This is a genomic window from Paenibacillus sp. FSL W8-0439 (assembly GCF_038008995.1).
Lineage (GTDB): Bacteria > Bacillota > Bacilli > Paenibacillales > Paenibacillaceae > Paenibacillus > Paenibacillus polymyxa.
Genome location: NZ_JBBPAK010000001.1, coordinates 4831443 through 4847170 on the forward strand (window position 1 = coordinate 4831443; position 15728 = coordinate 4847170).

General features: G+C 48.7%; 13 protein-coding genes. 4 read left to right on the forward strand and 9 right to left on the reverse strand.

Translation table 11 applies throughout. The features are described from left to right. Positions 1-1317: a xylose isomerase gene (xylA, locus tag MKX36_RS20960; RefSeq protein ID WP_016820313.1), complete on the reverse strand. Its 1317-nt coding sequence runs from the start codon at positions 1315-1317 to the stop codon at positions 1-3. A gap of 135 nt (positions 1318-1452) precedes the next feature. On the opposite strand from xylA, the gene MKX36_RS20965 reads away from it, so the two are divergent. Further along, on the forward strand, positions 1453-2625 hold the full coding sequence (locus MKX36_RS20965; RefSeq protein ID WP_340865549.1) for an ROK family transcriptional regulator: 1173 nt from the start codon (positions 1453-1455) through the stop codon (positions 2623-2625). Positions 2626-2724: 99 nt separating this feature from the next. Here the strand turns inward: MKX36_RS20965 and MKX36_RS20970 are convergent, their stop codons facing one another. Further along, positions 2725-2955 carry a glutaredoxin family protein gene (locus tag MKX36_RS20970; protein ID WP_013373091.1) on the reverse strand — a complete coding sequence of 77 codons (231 nt, stop codon included), beginning with the start codon at positions 2953-2955 and terminating at the stop codon, positions 2725-2727. Positions 2956-3010: 55 nt separating this feature from the next. Further along, positions 3011-3952 (reverse strand): thioredoxin-disulfide reductase, encoded by a 942-nt coding sequence (trxB, locus tag MKX36_RS20975; protein ID WP_340865551.1) that lies wholly within the window; start codon positions 3950-3952, stop codon positions 3011-3013. Between the two features lie 281 nt (positions 3953-4233). On the opposite strand from trxB, the gene MKX36_RS20980 reads away from it, so the two are divergent. Beyond that, on the forward strand, positions 4234-4965 hold the full coding sequence (locus tag MKX36_RS20980) for a ZIP family metal transporter (protein ID WP_013373094.1): 732 nt from the start codon (positions 4234-4236) through the stop codon (positions 4963-4965). An 81-nt stretch (positions 4966-5046) separates the two neighbouring features. Here MKX36_RS20980 and MKX36_RS20985 read toward each other — a convergent pair whose 3' ends face one another. Continuing rightward, the gene (locus MKX36_RS20985) at positions 5047-5508 is read right to left on the reverse strand and encodes a hypothetical protein (protein ID WP_017425975.1); all 462 of its coding nucleotides are present in this window, start codon (positions 5506-5508) and stop codon (positions 5047-5049) included. A 10-nt stretch (positions 5509-5518) separates the two neighbouring features. Further along, entirely contained in the window at positions 5519-6073 is a 555-nt protein-coding gene (locus MKX36_RS20990; protein WP_019688620.1) for an NAD(P)H-dependent oxidoreductase, read from the reverse strand. Between the two features lie 135 nt (positions 6074-6208). Here MKX36_RS20990 and MKX36_RS20995 point away from each other — a divergent pair, with 135 nt between their 5' ends. Together MKX36_RS20995 and MKX36_RS21000 are read left to right on the forward strand one after the other, a co-directional pair. Then, entirely contained in the window at positions 6209-6844 is a 636-nt protein-coding gene (locus MKX36_RS20995; RefSeq protein WP_016820318.1) for an HlyD family secretion protein, read from the forward strand. 9 nt (positions 6845-6853) lie between these two features. Then, the gene (locus MKX36_RS21000) at positions 6854-8377 is read left to right on the forward strand and encodes a DHA2 family efflux MFS transporter permease subunit (protein ID WP_117290030.1); all 1524 of its coding nucleotides are present in this window, start codon (positions 6854-6856) and stop codon (positions 8375-8377) included. Between the two features lie 163 nt (positions 8378-8540). On the opposite strand, the gene MKX36_RS21005 is transcribed toward MKX36_RS21000, so the two are convergent. The 4 genes from MKX36_RS21005 to MKX36_RS21020 all read right to left on the reverse strand — a co-directional run bounded on the left by MKX36_RS21005 (position 8541) and on the right by MKX36_RS21020 (position 15700). Beyond that, entirely contained in the window at positions 8541-10523 is a 1983-nt protein-coding gene (locus MKX36_RS21005) for a heavy metal translocating P-type ATPase (protein WP_340866134.1), read from the reverse strand. Between the two features lie 435 nt (positions 10524-10958). Further along, complete coding sequence (locus MKX36_RS21010; RefSeq protein ID WP_340865554.1) at positions 10959-12410, reverse strand: PEP-utilizing protein; 1452 nt, start codon at positions 12408-12410, stop codon at positions 10959-10961. Between the two features lie 305 nt (positions 12411-12715). Continuing rightward, positions 12716-15145, reverse strand: coding sequence for a heavy metal translocating P-type ATPase (locus MKX36_RS21015; RefSeq protein ID WP_340865557.1), 2430 nt, complete (start codon positions 15143-15145; stop codon positions 12716-12718). 186 nt (positions 15146-15331) lie between these two features. Beyond that, positions 15332-15700, reverse strand: a complete 369-nt coding sequence (locus MKX36_RS21020; RefSeq protein ID WP_007432172.1) for an ArsR/SmtB family transcription factor — start codon at positions 15698-15700, stop codon at positions 15332-15334. Positions 15701-15728: the final 28 nt, after the last annotated feature.

The window sequence follows — 15728 nt, forward strand, 5'->3', positions numbered from 1 at the left end:
TTAATCAGCCAAAATGTATTGATTTAGTGTTGCTTTCAGATATTCCTGACGACCGGATACGTTTTTGCGTGGTGTTTCGTTCGCCAGAGCATATTCAGCCAGAGAAGCAAGCGTTGCTTTTCCGGATACAATATCTGCTCCAATGCCTTCCTTAAAGCTGCTGTACCGCTTCTCAATAAAGTCCTCAAACACACGATCCTCGATCAGTTTGGCGGCTACCTTCAACCCTTTCGCATACGTATCCATACCTGCGATGTGAGCGAGGAACAAGTCTTCTGGCTCAAACGATGCTCTGCGCACCTTGGCATCAAAGTTGATACCGCCACGGCCCAGACCTTCATTTTGCAACACTTCATACATAGTTAGTGTGGCATCATACAGATCAACCGGGAATTCATCCGTATCCCAGCCCAGCAGCAAATCGCCTTGGTTGGCATCTAGGGAACCCAACATGCCGTTAACCCGTGCTACACGTACTTCATGATCAAAAGTATGACCCGCCAAGGTTGCATGGTTAGCTTCCAGATTCAGCTTGAAATGCTGATCCAGATCATATTTTTGCAGGAAGGCAATCGTCGTCGCCGCATCAAAGTCATACTGATGCTTGGTTGGCTCCTTCGGTTTTGGCTCAATCAGGAACTGAGCGTCAAAACCGATTTCACGCGCGTAGTCCACAGCCATATGGAACATCCGTCCCAGATTGTCCTGTTCCAACTTCAAATCTGTATTCAGCAGTGTTTCGTAGCCTTCACGGCCTCCCCAGAATACATAGTTATCTGCGCCCAGACGTTTGCCCACTTCCAGTCCTTTTTTAATTTGAGCAGCTGCGTGTGCGTATACATCTGCATTGCAAGTTGTCGCAGCTCCATGCAAATAACGTGGATGGCTAAACATGTTCGCCGTGTTCCACAGCAGCTTTTTCCCCGTAGCCTTCATGTGCTCCTCAATCAGATCCACGATGGTATCCAGATTGCTGTAAAATTCCTTCAGTGACGCGCCTTCAGGTGCAATATCCACATCGTGGAAGGCGAAATAAGGTAAATTCAGCTTATCCAGCAGTTCAAAGGCAGCTTCCACACGTGCCTTCGCCAAATCTAGTCCAGTAAACTTGGACCATGGACGTTCCGCAGTCTCTACTCCAAAAGGATCAGAGCCACCTGCAACCAGCGTATGCCAATAAGCCATACTAAAACGCAGATGCTCCTCCATCGTTTTTCCCGCTACCATTTCCTGAGGATTATAAAATTTAAATGCAAAAGGATTATCGGATTGCTTGCCCTCGAATTTAATTTTAGATACTTGTTCGAAATAAGCCATTATAAGTTCCTCCTTTATAGTAAACGTTTACAAAAACGATTCTAGCACAGCCAAGAAACTTTGTCTATTGCTTAAACTAAGTTTATTTTTATGATATAATAACGGGAATTACATCAACAGGAAGTGAAAATAACCGTGAATGTTACTGGCGATCAGGCGCTTGTCAAAAAGCTGAATAAATCCATTGTATTGGAGCGAATCCGCCTTCATGCCCCTCTATCGCGGGCACAGTTATCCAGTCAAACCGGATTAAACAAGGCCACCGTTTCCAACCTGGTTGCAGAGCTTATCACCGATGGATTGGTGTATGAGACAGGATTAGGAGAATCCAGCGGTGGGCGTAAACCTTTAATGCTGCTGTTCAACAGCCGTGCAGGCTTTGTGCTCGGTATCGAGGTTAGCGTACAGTACATCAAGGGTGCTCTGACCGATCTGGCAGGTACCATTGAAACAGAGCTTACCCTTTCTCTAACCCATCATGATCCTGACTTTGTCATCGAACAAATCCGTAAGCTCATTCAGAAACTCATGCAGGTCACTCCTCCCTCCCCTCACGGTATTGTTGGCATTGGGTTGGGGGTACCGGGTATGGTGGATGAAACCGGAAATGTTTTATTCGCACCCAATCTGGGCTGGGAAGAGGTTCCGCTGCGTCAACAGCTTGAGACAGAGCTGGGTCTTCCCGTAGTGGTGGATAATGAGGCCAACGTCGGTGCACAAGGTGAATTGTACTATGGTATGGACGCCGATCATCGGCAGCTTGTGCGGGATCTGGTCTACATCAGTGCAGGCTCCGGGATCGGGGCCGGAATTATCATTGATGGCAAGCCGTATCAAGGGGCTTGGGGATACGCGGGTGAGAGTGGGCATATGTCCATAGACTGGAACGGGCGCCTCTGCTCCTGCGGCAGCCGAGGCTGCTGGGAGCTGTATGCTTCGGAGAAAGCGTATGTAGCATCCGCATTGAAATTGCCTGCACATAATACAGCGGAATTACTCCCGTTTGCCCGGCAAGGTGATGCGAGTACATTAAGCGTCCTTGGTGAAATAGGGCGCTATTTAGGTGTAGGTATTACCAATATTGTGAACAGCCTCAACCCCGGCATGCTTATCATTGGCGGTCCACTTGCGGAAGCCAGACCTTGGTTGGAGCAAAGTATGCGTACAGTGATCGAAGAGCGGGCCCTGCCCTATCACCGTCGGCAATTACAGATTCGTTTCTCCACGCTTGGCAGCCGTTCGACGATGCTAGGTGCTGCCTATGCGGCAACGGCTCCTTTTCTCGGGCGTGTACGTGTATCTTTGTAAAAGACCAAAAACAGGCCCCCGTCGCAGTATGTAACTGCGGCGAGGGCCTTGTTTAAACCATATGACGATCACAGAACCGTCGTCTGCTGTTAGGCTGGATTAAGCGTTCAACACTTTTTCAAACTTGGTTTTGTTCATACCGGAAATACGTTCTTCCCCAATCAGAGTCAATGGAACGGCACGAATGCCCATATCCCAAACCTCTTGCGCAAAAGCTTCATTCGTTTCAATGTTGCGTTCTTCGTATTCGACGCCTTTTTCAGCCAGGTAGCTTTTTACTTGACGACAATGCGGGCAGTTTGTAGATGTGTAAACTATTGCTTTTTCCATGAATATCACCTCATCATTTATTTTGTTACATCATATTTATACACACTTGCAAGTATTACAGGGCCAGTGCACTGTGCTCCAGACTTTCAATGTATTTCTCGCTGTCCATAGCAGCCATACAACCACTACCTGCTGCGGTAATCGCTTGTCTGTAGCGTGTATCCTGTACGTCGCCACAAGCGAATACGCCAGGCACGTTTGTTTCGGAAGTACCCGGATTAACGACGATATAACCGTTCGCATCCGTTGTAATTTGTCCCGCAAGGAAGCCTGTATTCGGATGATGTCCAATCGCCACGAATACGCCGCTCACTGTAATGATTTCCTCTTTACCTGTTGCATTGTTCAGCACTTTCAAGCCAGTTACTCCGTTTTCGTCTGCAACTACTTCTACAGGAGTACGATTGAGCGCCCATTCAATTTTGCTGTTCGCACGAGCACGATCCTGCATAATTTTAGAAGCTCTCAATTCTTCACGACGATGTACCAACGTTACTTTGGAGGCAAAACGAGTCAGGAAATTAGCTTCTTCCAGTGCAGAGTCCCCACCACCGATAACAACGATTTCTTTGCCACGGAAGAAGAACCCGTCACAGGTAGCGCAAGTGCTCACGCCGCGTCCGATGTTATCCTGTTCACCGGGAATCCCCAGGTATTTGGCAGTTGCCCCTGTGGAAATAATCAGCGTATCGGTAACCAGTTCACCCAAACCTTCTACATCCAGTGTAAATGGACGAGCAGCTGTGTCTACCTTGTTCACCCAGCCTGTGCGGAATTCAGCGCCAAAACGCTCCGCTTGCTTACGCATATTATCCATCAAATCGGGTCCCATGATTCCTTCAGGAAAGCCTGGAAAATTCTCAACTTCTGTAGTCGTGGTTAATTGTCCGCCTGGCTGCGGTCCTTCGATCACCAGCGGGTTCATATTAGCACGTGCCAGGTAAATAGCGGCGGTCAAACCGGCAGGGCCGGTACCTATAATAATGGACTTGTACATATCTTGGTTCCTCCTAAAATATCATAAGTATTATATAGCGAGTTTTCGGTACCGGGCGCTGGGCTGCTGCATATACTCTAAAAGTACTGCTGGCAGAAGCTCATCCCAAAAAGTGGACACCCGGATGTTGTAAAAACGAATCACTTGTTTTATAGCTTTTTATGACTTAGACTGATTCTAAATCCTAATTTCATTATGCGGAAAGAGCTGTAAACAGTCAAATGAAGTTTTCATGAAGCGAAGCTTAAAGATAAATGAGGTATGGAGGGATTATCCCGATTATGAATGACGTTTTCGTAGGTAGCTTAATTTCTGCCTTGTCCACTGGACTCGGCGCCGTGCCTATTCTGTTTATGCGTAATATCACACACCGGCTTCGTGATGTTCTGCTGGCTTATGCCGCAGGAATTATGACCTCTGCATCGGTGTATAACCTGATTCCAGAAGCGATACAGCATTCCAATTGGTTCGTGCTGACTGCGGGGATTTTGCTCGGTTGCCTCGTATTACTGGTGATGGAAATGTATATCCCCCATGCCGATTTGGAGGACCCGGATTCCAAAACTTTTCAATTGGAGTCCAAATCTTTTCTCATCATCGCAGCTATTACGTTGCACAACTTGCCGGAAGGGCTCTCTGTTGGGGTCAGCTACGCGAGTGAGACTCAGAATCTAGGCAATCTCATTGCCTTCTCTATCGGTCTGCAAAATGCCCCGGAAGGCTTTATTGTAGCGTTATTCCTGGTGAATCAAAACATTGGGCGTTTCAAGGCATTGGGCATTGCTACCCTAACCGGGGCTGTGGAAATCATCACCAGTCTGATCGGTTTTTACTTGAGCAGCTGGGTGAACGGACTGGTGCCGTATGGCCTTGCTTTTGCCGCCGGGGCTATGATGTTTATCGTTTACAAGGAACTGATTCCCGAAAGTCACGGGGACGGTAATCAGCGAATCGCTACATTCTCCTTTATTCTCGGCTTGATTACGATGATCGGGCTAACCGAATGGCTATAGCCGTGCAACACAAAAAGGCTGTCTTCTGCCTGTATTCCAGACAGTAAAGCAGCCTTTTCGTCATGTTCAAATGAAGGGATCTCATTTTTTTCGGTTCATGGAACGCAGTGCTTCACGATACTGCTCGTCCTCACTTTTGGAATTCTCCTTCTCTCCATTAGAGAGTCGGGAATGTCCATCCTTTTCTTCGTCCTTTCCAGCAAAACCACGCAAAGCCGCACGATAATCCTGGTCCCCGTAGGCACCTTCTGTATTCTCGCGATCTTTCTCCACCTTTATATCCGTTTGGATATCAGGCAATTTGTGCTGCTCCTCTGCACGATGTTCTTCAACGCTCGAATTCTTAGGCTGGATCTCTCCCGTATGCTCCGTCAATTCATGCGCCTTGGGTTCCACCTGCACAGGATAAGGACGTTTGCTTCTTTGCCGGGATTCCTCTTGGTTGGGGCGATTCTTGGCCGAGGACTTGCGCGTCATCTTCGTATTAAATACCAGCAAAAAGATAAAGGCAACCACAGCTACTACAATAAAAGCAATGGTCATCGGCGGCCTCCTATTCTCTTTCGGCGTTACGGTACCGTCCCGCCATCTCAGCGACCCGTTTGCCCAAAGAGCGACCTAACGCAAGATCATCCCCCGTTGGAAGGTTGGGCGGCCCATCGGGGTCTGTCTCCACCGGACATGTTACCCCTACGCCGTAATAGGAGCCGTAGAGCGCATTCTCTGTGATGCTAGCGGGCAGGCCTACAATAATCATACCTTGATGAAGCATTGGAGTAATCAAATTCAGTAGCGTTGATTCCAATCCACCATGGACGGTAGCGGTTGTGCAAAACACAGCCCCGATTTTGTCCACTAGCTTGCCCTGCGCCCACAGATACCCCAGCCTATCAATCCAGCTCTTCAGACCGCTACTGATGGTACCAAAATGACCCGGGCACCCCCATATGATCGCATCTACGCTTACAAGCTCATTCACATCGGCCTCATTCACATGTTTTAGCATCACTTCTGTGTGATCCAGGCGTGCCCCTTCTGCGATCGAGCGAGCAAGACGTTCGGTATGTCCATTTTCACTGTCATATACAATCATAATTCTGGTCGTCATTATGCACATCATCCTTTGTCAGCAAGATCATCCTTTTGGCATACGCTCTTAACCTTTCCCAAAACCCATCTGAATATTATGAATCGTTTGACGCATACTTTGAACATCCAAAAATACTAGGGAGGCATGCACAATATGAATTCGCGCGCCATATTAGTTAACCTGCTGGTAATCATCATTATTCTGGCAGGAGGTGGAGCCGCCGCCTATTACTACAATCAGTCCGCCAACTACATAAAAACCGATAATGCCCAAGTGAGCGGACAAGCGGTTACCGTTGCCTCTCCAAGCGCGGGCAAGCTCACAGGTTGGAATGCTGAAGTTGGTAAGACGTACACCGCTGGCAGCACGCTGGGCAGTGTTGAAGGAGGCGGAAGCCGAATTAGCGTTACGATTCCAACTGATGGTACCGTTGTGCAGCAAACGGCTGTCAACAACTCGATAGTCGGGGCGGGTACACCTTTAGCGAAAGCCTTTGATCTGAACAATCTTTGGATTACTGCCAATATAGACGAAACGGCCGTGCAGGATCTCCAGGTAGGTCAGACCGTAGACGTGTATATTGATGCTTACCCGGATACGTCCCTGAGCGGTAAGCTCGAAAAGATCGGTTTGGCGACCGCCTCCACCTTTTCACTGCTGCCTACTTCCAATACCACTGCCAACTATACCAAGGTGACGCAGGTCGTGCCTGTTACCATTTCCATTCAAGGTTACAAGGGGCTGGGAATTATCCCGGGAATGAGTGCGACGATCAGAGTTCACAAGTAGGAGGCTGTCATGGATCAAAAAATGTCCGTCGGACGCATTCTGTCCGTGCTGCTGCTAGGCGCCTTCATTTCGATTTTGAATCAAACGTTGCTGAACGTGGCGATTCCGCACTTGATGAATGACTTCAATGTGTCTGCCACAACCGTTCAATGGCTATCCACCGGATATATGCTGACCAACGGGATTTTGATTCCAATCACCGCTTTTCTCATTGAGTCATTCGGGACACGTGCACTGTTCATATCCGCGATGGGGTTATTTACTGCCGGGTCTGTCGTCTGCGCTGCCAGCACTGGCTTCGCGCCTATGCTGGTTGGACGCGTGATTCAAGCCAGCGGTGCGGGCATCATCATGCCTGTGGTGATGAACGTGTTCCTGACTGTATTTCCTCCCGAAAAACGGGGGGCTGCTATGGGAACCATGGGGATCGCCATGATGTTTGCTCCGGCGGTAGGACCCACTTTATCTGGCTGGATTGTGGAGCACTACAGTTGGCGGCTGCTATTTTTGTTAGTAATTCCGCTGGCGATCATTGATATTCTGTTTGCTGTGCGCTGGCTCAAAAATGTGTCCAAGCTGACAAAACCGCATTTTGACCTGCTGGGAACCATTTTTTCCACCCTTGGTTTTGGCCTTCTGTTGTATGGCTTTAGTTCAGCTGGAGACAAGGGCTGGAGCAGCAATACAGTTATACTCTCGCTCGCTTTCGGGATCGTGTTTATTGTGTTTTTTGTCGTGCGTGAGCTGAACATGTTGGAGCCTATGCTGGAATTCCGTGTATTTAAATACGATATTTTTACGGTATCTACGCTGGTTGGGGCTACGGTCAATATGACCATGTTCGGCGGGATGCTGTTGCTACCGATCTATTTGCAAAATATACGCGGTTTTACGCCGCTGCAATCGGGTCTGCTGCTGTTACCGGGTGCGCTGCTGATGGGTGTGATGTCACCGATATCAGGGGCAGTATTCGATCGTATTGGCGCGAGGCCGTTGGCGATCATCGGGCTGATCATTACGGCAGTCACGACATGGGAATTCAGTCTGCTGACCGATGCCACCACCTACGGACATATTATGATCATCTATACGATTCGCAGCTTCGGGATGTCACTGCTGATGATGTCCGTCCAGACGGAAGGGCTTAACCAGCTGCCTCCACATCTCGGCAGCCATGGTACTGCCATGTCCAATACAGTACGGCAAATCGCCGGATCTATCGGCACCGCTTGGCTCATTACTGTAATGAGCAGCCGGACTACGGTTCATATGGCAGATTATGCGAATGTAGCTACCACAGCCAATGTCTCTGTAACGGAAGGCGTATCACAACTGGGACAAACCCTCGCACAAACAGCGGGTATTTCTGCGGAAAGCGGCTCTGCACTCGCGATACAACAGGTATACGGAAGGGCTGTTACAGAATCGACGATCCATGGTATTAATGATGCCTTCATCATTGCAACCGGAATTGCACTGGCGGGATTACTGTTTTCCCTGTTCTTGCGGCGGTCTACACCGCGTCGTAGATAGGCGTACAGCAGTCGCGATTAGAAGTATGAGATAAACTTTGCCTTGCATACAAAATAGACTAACACTACTAAAGAAAGAAGGAGCATTCATCCCCCTTGGATGTATGAGGGTTGAATGCTCCTGACTGTTTGTAATCTTGTGATTTGTGAATTGGTTTATAGTCTTATGACCGCAATAAGCGCAGGCCGTTCAAAATGACAAGCAGTGTACTACCTTCATGCCCAATGACCCCAAATGGCAGGGCTATATTCTGCACAAAATTACTGATCACCAGCAACACAATGACACTTACCGCGAAGATCATATTTTGTTTGACCACTCGCTGCGCCTTGCGCGCCAGTGATATCGTCGGAGCAATCTCCTCAATTCCGTCGTTCATTAGCACCACGTCTGCAACCTCTAGCGCTGCTCCACTGCCATGCATCCCCATGCCCAGCCCTACGGTTGCTGCAGTCAAAGCCGGAGCGTCGTTCACACCGTCGCCGACCATAACGACATGCCCATATTGCTCTCGCAGCATGCGAATATGACTCACTTTGTCCTCCGGCATTAAGCCGGCATATACTTCGTCTACTCCAGACTCTGCCGCGATCACGGCAGCCGTTTCCGGGCGGTCTCCAGTCAGCATGACGACCCGAATCCCCTGTGCTTGCAGGCGTTTCACAGATTCTCGTGCCTGTGGACGCAGCTCGTCACGTAGCGCCAGCATCCCGGCAATCCGATCATTCGCGAGAATGATGGATACGGTTTTGCCCTCGGCTTCCAGTCGTGCTCGACTTTCTACCCACTCTGGCTCTACTAGAAGACCAGGTTCATCCAGCACGTTCGTGCGACCGATTTTCCATTTCACCCCGCCTATGATGCCTTCCATTCCCCATCCGGTAAGGGCCTGCACTTGCTCGGCTGTGAGCAGCTCTCTCTGTCCCAATTCAGCTTCGGCTTTGGCTACAATCGCTCGCGCCAGCGGATGTAGGGAATAGCTCTCGATTGTTGCGACAATGTGCAATAGCTCATCAGCATCGTAATCTGGGGCGATAATCCAATCCGTGACCACAGGTGAGCCCTTCGTTAACGTGCCCGTTTTGTCAAAAGCAACAACCGAAGTTAATGCCATATTCTCCACATGCGCGCCACCTTTGAACAGGATGCCCCGCCGGGCACGATTGGAAATGGCCGATAGCATCACCGGCATAATGGATGACACGAGCGCACAAGGTGAGGCTACGACAAGGAACACCATCGCCTTGTAAAAAGCCGCTGCCCACGTCCAGCCTAATGCTAGGGGTGCACCCACAATGACGATCAGCGTGACGGCAACAACAATTCGGGCGTATACCGATTCGAATGTTTTAATAAACCGCTGGGAATCGGGAACCTCGGTCCGGGCCTCTTCTACCATACGAATGATTTTTGAAAATAAAGTATCTTCCGAGGACTGGCTGACCTCTACATATAGCACGCCTTCTCCATTAATGGTGCCTGCATATACTTCGTCACCTGCCTCTTTGTTTACCGGAACAGATTCCCCGGTAATGGATGCCTGATTCACGGCTGACACGCCCTTGGAGATTCGACCGTCCGCCGGAATTAGTTCGCCGGGCTTAACCAGCAGCAGGTCGCCTGGTAACAGCTGCTCAATGCCAACCGTTTCTGTTCCGTCGTGAGACAAGCGCAAAGCCGTTTCCGGTTTCAACGCCATGAGCTCGGAAATATCCTTACTGCTGCGCTCGGTGGTATAGCTCTCCAGCGCACCGCTGAGTGCAAAAATAAAGATCAGCATGGCTCCTTCATTCCAGTAGCCAATGGCCGCAGCTCCTAAAGACGCAGCGATCATAAGTAAATTAACATCCAGATCATGTTCTCGGATCAGGGTTTCAATCCCTTCTCTGGCTTTGGACCAGCCTCCAAGGGCATAAGACACTACATAGAGAATGATGGATAGCCATTGCCACCAATGTGAGACTCCCCATGCCATCAGCATTAGCATTCCACTGCCTAGAGCAGCCTGCATCTCCTTATTTTTCAGCATGCTTTTGAGCTGAAATTGCGGTTTGCGATTGGGACCGGGTCGTCCGCTGCCACTGTTTTTTGAAAGTGTTCGGTTAGAGGGAGACAACGTATCTTGTAATCGTTGAACTGCTTGCATCTTGTCACGTTCCTTTCCATTTTTGGTTCCTTGTACTTGCATCTCATTGAGAATGATATCCATTGTTAAGTGCCCTAAAATAGCACATGCTGCTTCGGGAAGCCCGAAGCAGCATGTTTGGCAATGAGAATGATAATCATTTTTGCATCTATACAATTATTTTGCTTTAGAGAAACTTTTGTTTTATTATATACCCTTCCTTTTCCACTTGTAAACTGCTAATAGCCTAAATAAAAAAAGATACCCGCGCAAACAACGCAGGTATCCTCTATATTACAAAGCGTTTTATTCAGGATTTACAAAATTCGATTCCAGTCGCTCCAAAGTGCAATATATAGATGAACTAGACCATTTCGATCTATATATTGTTCATTGAAAGTCGCTTACTGGATCTTTGCAAAATCCTCTATCACATGAATTCAGGTTATCTTCAGACTATAGTGGAAACTTCCACGCATGGGTGTGTGCAGTTTCTGAAGTGTGTTGACGATTGGCTTGCTGTTGCAGTCTCCAACGCGCAGCCGCGAGGCGTACAACAGGAACTGTTGAATCCGAGCAAATGACCCCCGTCAGTTTGTTCTCCCAAATCCAATTCCCATCCAGGGACTGGTGAATTTTATCTATCGCCACCCATATAGGAAGCACGGGCTTTACACGCCGAACAGCTTCCATTATGCGTTTTATCGTATCATTAGCATTCTCATGACCGTCAACAACGGATGGAATCAGCGAACCCCCAGCTCTGTTGTCATCAGATGGAACTGGTATGACTTCTAAAATGACCGTATCGGCAAAGCGTGCCAAATCTGCGGCTTGAGCCGCCTGCTTGGTCTGTCGTGCGCTCACTTCGAACATGCTATCAGCGTTGGCCGACTTCTCCGACTGTGCGGATTGCTCACTCCATGTATGGCCTGCATTAGGCACCAAACTTGCATCAACCGTCAAAAGTACACCTACCCGATATGGAACGCATCGCAGACGCCCACACAACGTTTGCTCGGCAACGCCGTCAATCCAGTCTCGGATGGTCTGGAACTGGTTTACGTCAGCCGGATTGCGCACCATAATCTCCAGCCGTGGTTCTCCCCCTTGTCGCATACTCCGCAACGCTGCACGCAGTAATGCCTCCAGCTGCATATCCTGCAGGCTTCCGATGCCCACTGCATTGTTTTGCTCAGTCAAAGCTATAGTCAGCGGCAATCCGTCCAGCAACTCAAACAAGCCCTCGTACTCTGTTTCCAGCAGGCCAATGATTCGTCGGGACAGGTGTTCACACAATCCAGGCAAACCAGATGCTTTATTAAATGATGTGTACGTATCAGATGCACGGGAACCAGGGACAAGGATGGGATCGGGCTCCCCGTCAGGGGCATGAATCTTTTGTCCAGACTCTGCCGCTTCCAAATAGGCATAGCATAATTCCCTCACGCGGCCGGATGCCAGTGACAATGGACCATGCAGCAGACTATAACCGTCAAGACTACCTATTCCTGATGATGCTTCCTCTGTACTTTTATGACTCATACTTGCAGGAGCATCCGCATAAAGCCGTATGGAGGTGTCGCTGTATTCATCGCTCCATTTTAGTAGTGTGCCCATGGCTTGCTCTGTATCATTGCCGTTATTCAGCATCGGCTCTCCAAGTAATTCCGGGTTTGCAGCCAGCAATGCTTCCGCTCGACTGATTGCACCCTGCTCGGCTAAACTAACCAGCCAGCCCAATGGATCTTCCTCCTGTGCAGCAGATACTTGATGGCTTCCTGCTCTTAGCGTCTCCATAGCCAATCTCCGTGTAGTAGACTCCATACCTGGCTCTGGAACGTTGCAATCCCGGCTGTTTATGCCACCCAAAAGCTCTGCGAATACCTGCATCAGTTTAGCCTCCATGCTAGTAATCCATCCTTTCTTTCGTCAGCAAGTTGGCACACACGAATTCGAGTACCCCTCCAAATAAAGAAAACGCTTACTAATTACTGACCAACCGAATGTTACATGGGTCTTACTTATAAAGTCCCTACCTTAAACTTATTAGACCCTCCCCACATTTATACATCTCTGCACAACTACTATATATGAGAAAAATAGGTCTCTATACTGCTGAAAGCACATGTCTACACAAAAAAGGCTGCTATAAAAACACCCCCTGTTTTCATAGGATGTCTACATCCAATGTTAACGGGGGTGTTCCCTTTTTATTCGTCAGAACCAACCTTCAGCACACGCATCACATTTAATACGGCTAGCAGTGTTACACCTACGTCGGAGAATACAGCCTCCCACATAGTAGCAATACCAAACGCGCCCAATGTGAGAAATACTGCTTTGACACCTAGCGCAAATATAATGTTTTGCCATACGATACGGCGTGTGCGTTGGGCAATATGAATCGCCGTCACCAGCCTTGAAGGCTCGTCGTTCATGATTACGATATCTGCTGCTTCAATCGCAGCGTCCGAACCCAAACCGCCCATCGCTACACCAACATCTGCCAAGGCAAGTACAGGTGTATCATTAATTCCATCGCCTACAAACAAGATTTTATCGCTCGGTTTTTTACTTGCAGACAACTGCTCAATGGCTTCGGCTTTATGCTGAGGCAACAGTTCTGCCCGTACTTCATCCAGACCTAACTGACGTCCTACAGCCTCGGCAACTGTCCGATTGTCACCTGTTAGCATGATGGTTTTGACCACCCCCAGCTTTTTCAGCGAAGCAATCGTTTTGGCCGCATCCTCCTTAACCTCATCCGATATCAGAATGCAGCCAGCATACGTTCCGTCTACAGCCACATGTACGACCGTTCCTTCATCCATTGGCCCTGCTTGCTGCGCCACATTAAAAGCAATACGCTCCCGCTCCATCAGCTTAGCGTTTCCGGCCAATACCTTGTGTCCATCGATCTGGGCCTGAATCCCGTGGCCGGATATTTCGCTATATTGCTGCACTCGCTCCGTTTGAAGTTCATTGCCATAAGCTTCACGCAAGGAAGCTGCGATAGGATGCGTGGAGTGCATCTCGGCCAATGCAGCAGTCTCCAGCAGACTTTCCTTCGTAAAAGCTTCGGCAGGATAAATCCCGGTCACGTGGAACACACCTTTGGTGAGCGTACCTGTTTTATCAAAAACAGCGTATTTTACATGATTCAGGGCTTCAAGATAATTACCGCCCTTGATCAGCACACCTGAACGGGAGGCTGCCCCGATTCCGCCAAAGAAGCCCAGTGGAATGGACACCACCAGCGCACACGGACAAGAAATAACGAGGAAGACAAGCGCACGATATAACCAATCTGCAAACTGTGCACCCGGCACAACAAGCGGAGGAACAACTGCCAACAACAACGCTACAATAACCACTACAGGAGTATAATATCTGGAAAATTTCGTGATAAACTTTTCAGTCGGCGCTTTTTTGGCACTCGCATTTTGCACCAGTTCCAAAATTTTAGAGACCGCAGATTCACTAAATTCCTTGCTGACCTCTACCGTCAGAAGTCCATTCGTGTTCACAAATCCACTCATCACACTGCTTCCCGGCTCAACGGTACGAGGCACAGATTCACCGGTCAACGCCGAGGTATCGACATGCGACTTGCCTTCTACAACCTTACCATCCAGCGGAATCTTCTCACCCGGCTTAATTACGATCAAATCTCCAACGCGAATCTCTTCTGGAGACACCCTCCGTACGGACTCAGCGGTCTTCAGGTTGGCATAGTCTGGCCTAATATCCATCAGATCACTGATGGACTTGCGTGAACGGTTAACTGCAATGCCTTGGAATAGCTCTCCGATTTGATAAAAGAACATGACAGCTACGCCTTCGGGGTATTCCCCAATAGCAAATGCACCCACCGTAGCCAGCGTCATCAGGAAATACTCGTCAAAGGCCATTCCACGCACCAAGCTACGTGCAGCCTGCAAGACAACATCACCGCCAACGATGATATATGCCACTAAAAATAGAGCCAGCTTGCCCACACCTTCAACAGGTAACCACCAGGCAACAGCTGCAATAACCGCTCCTATGGACAGACGCGCTATCATACGGCGCATACCGTCCGTACCATGATCATGCGTATGCCCGGCATGGCTATCATCATCATGCGTGTGCGAATGTGAGTGAGCATGGGTAGCTTCACCATGATCGTGCACTGCATGGTGATTGTGATGTACGTGTGTATGATTACCGTGGTCTTGCCCATCGTGCGCGCCATGCGCTTCATGGCTGTGGCCACTATGACTGTGAGCACCATGCTGTCCATCATTGTGATTATGTCCTTCACCATCATGCTCATGACCGCATGCGCAATCCTCTGTGCAGCTTGCCTGTGCGGCACCAACGCTGCTTCGGCTGTCTTCGCGCAGGCGTCCACCGGCACTTTTGGCAACCATCCGAACATGAGGCTCAAGTCTGTGAACTTTCCGTTCCGTTTGGCGAAAAACCTCTTCTTTTTGATCCGAAGTTGTGGTCATCGTCAACGTTTTTGTTACAAAATTGACCGAGCAATCCAAGACCCCTTCTATTTTACTGACTCCATTTTCAATCTTAAGAGCACAGTTGGCGCAATCCAAACCTTCCAAAATCCATTCATGCCGTTCATTTCTTTTTAGAGCATCCATAATAATTGGCCTCCAATTAGCTATATATGAGCAACTGTTCATATATTATTTGTTAAGGTCATTATATTCAGGTTTAGGGGTAAAAGTCAATGATCATAGCCCTTATTAACAAAAAAAATCGACTTCAATGGACAAGCACCAAAAGAGCGCCAATTGCTTGGCGCCCTGCTGTTGGTTTGTCAAAAATCATTGATGTGATATGTGCTGATGGGTTTGCAAAAAAATCTGCTCCACATGATTATCATCCAATGAATAAAACACTGTCTTGCCTTCCTTGCGTCGTTTGACAATACGCAGGTTGCGCAAATAACGAAGCTGGTGGGATACCGCAGATTGGCCCATGTTCAACACCTGTGTTAAATCATGAACACACAGTTCCTTTTGGGCCAGGGCATAAATCAGCTTAATCCGTGTCGGGTCACCCAGCGCCTTAAACAGCTCCGACATTTTGTATGCGATGGAATCCTCAACAAGGGAAGATTTTATGCGCTCAATTTCCTGATCTGAACCGTGACAAGCCGGCTCGCAATCCAAAGCTTCCGTTTCAGAATTCATCCTTTTTCACCCCGTGTATTTCGACTTG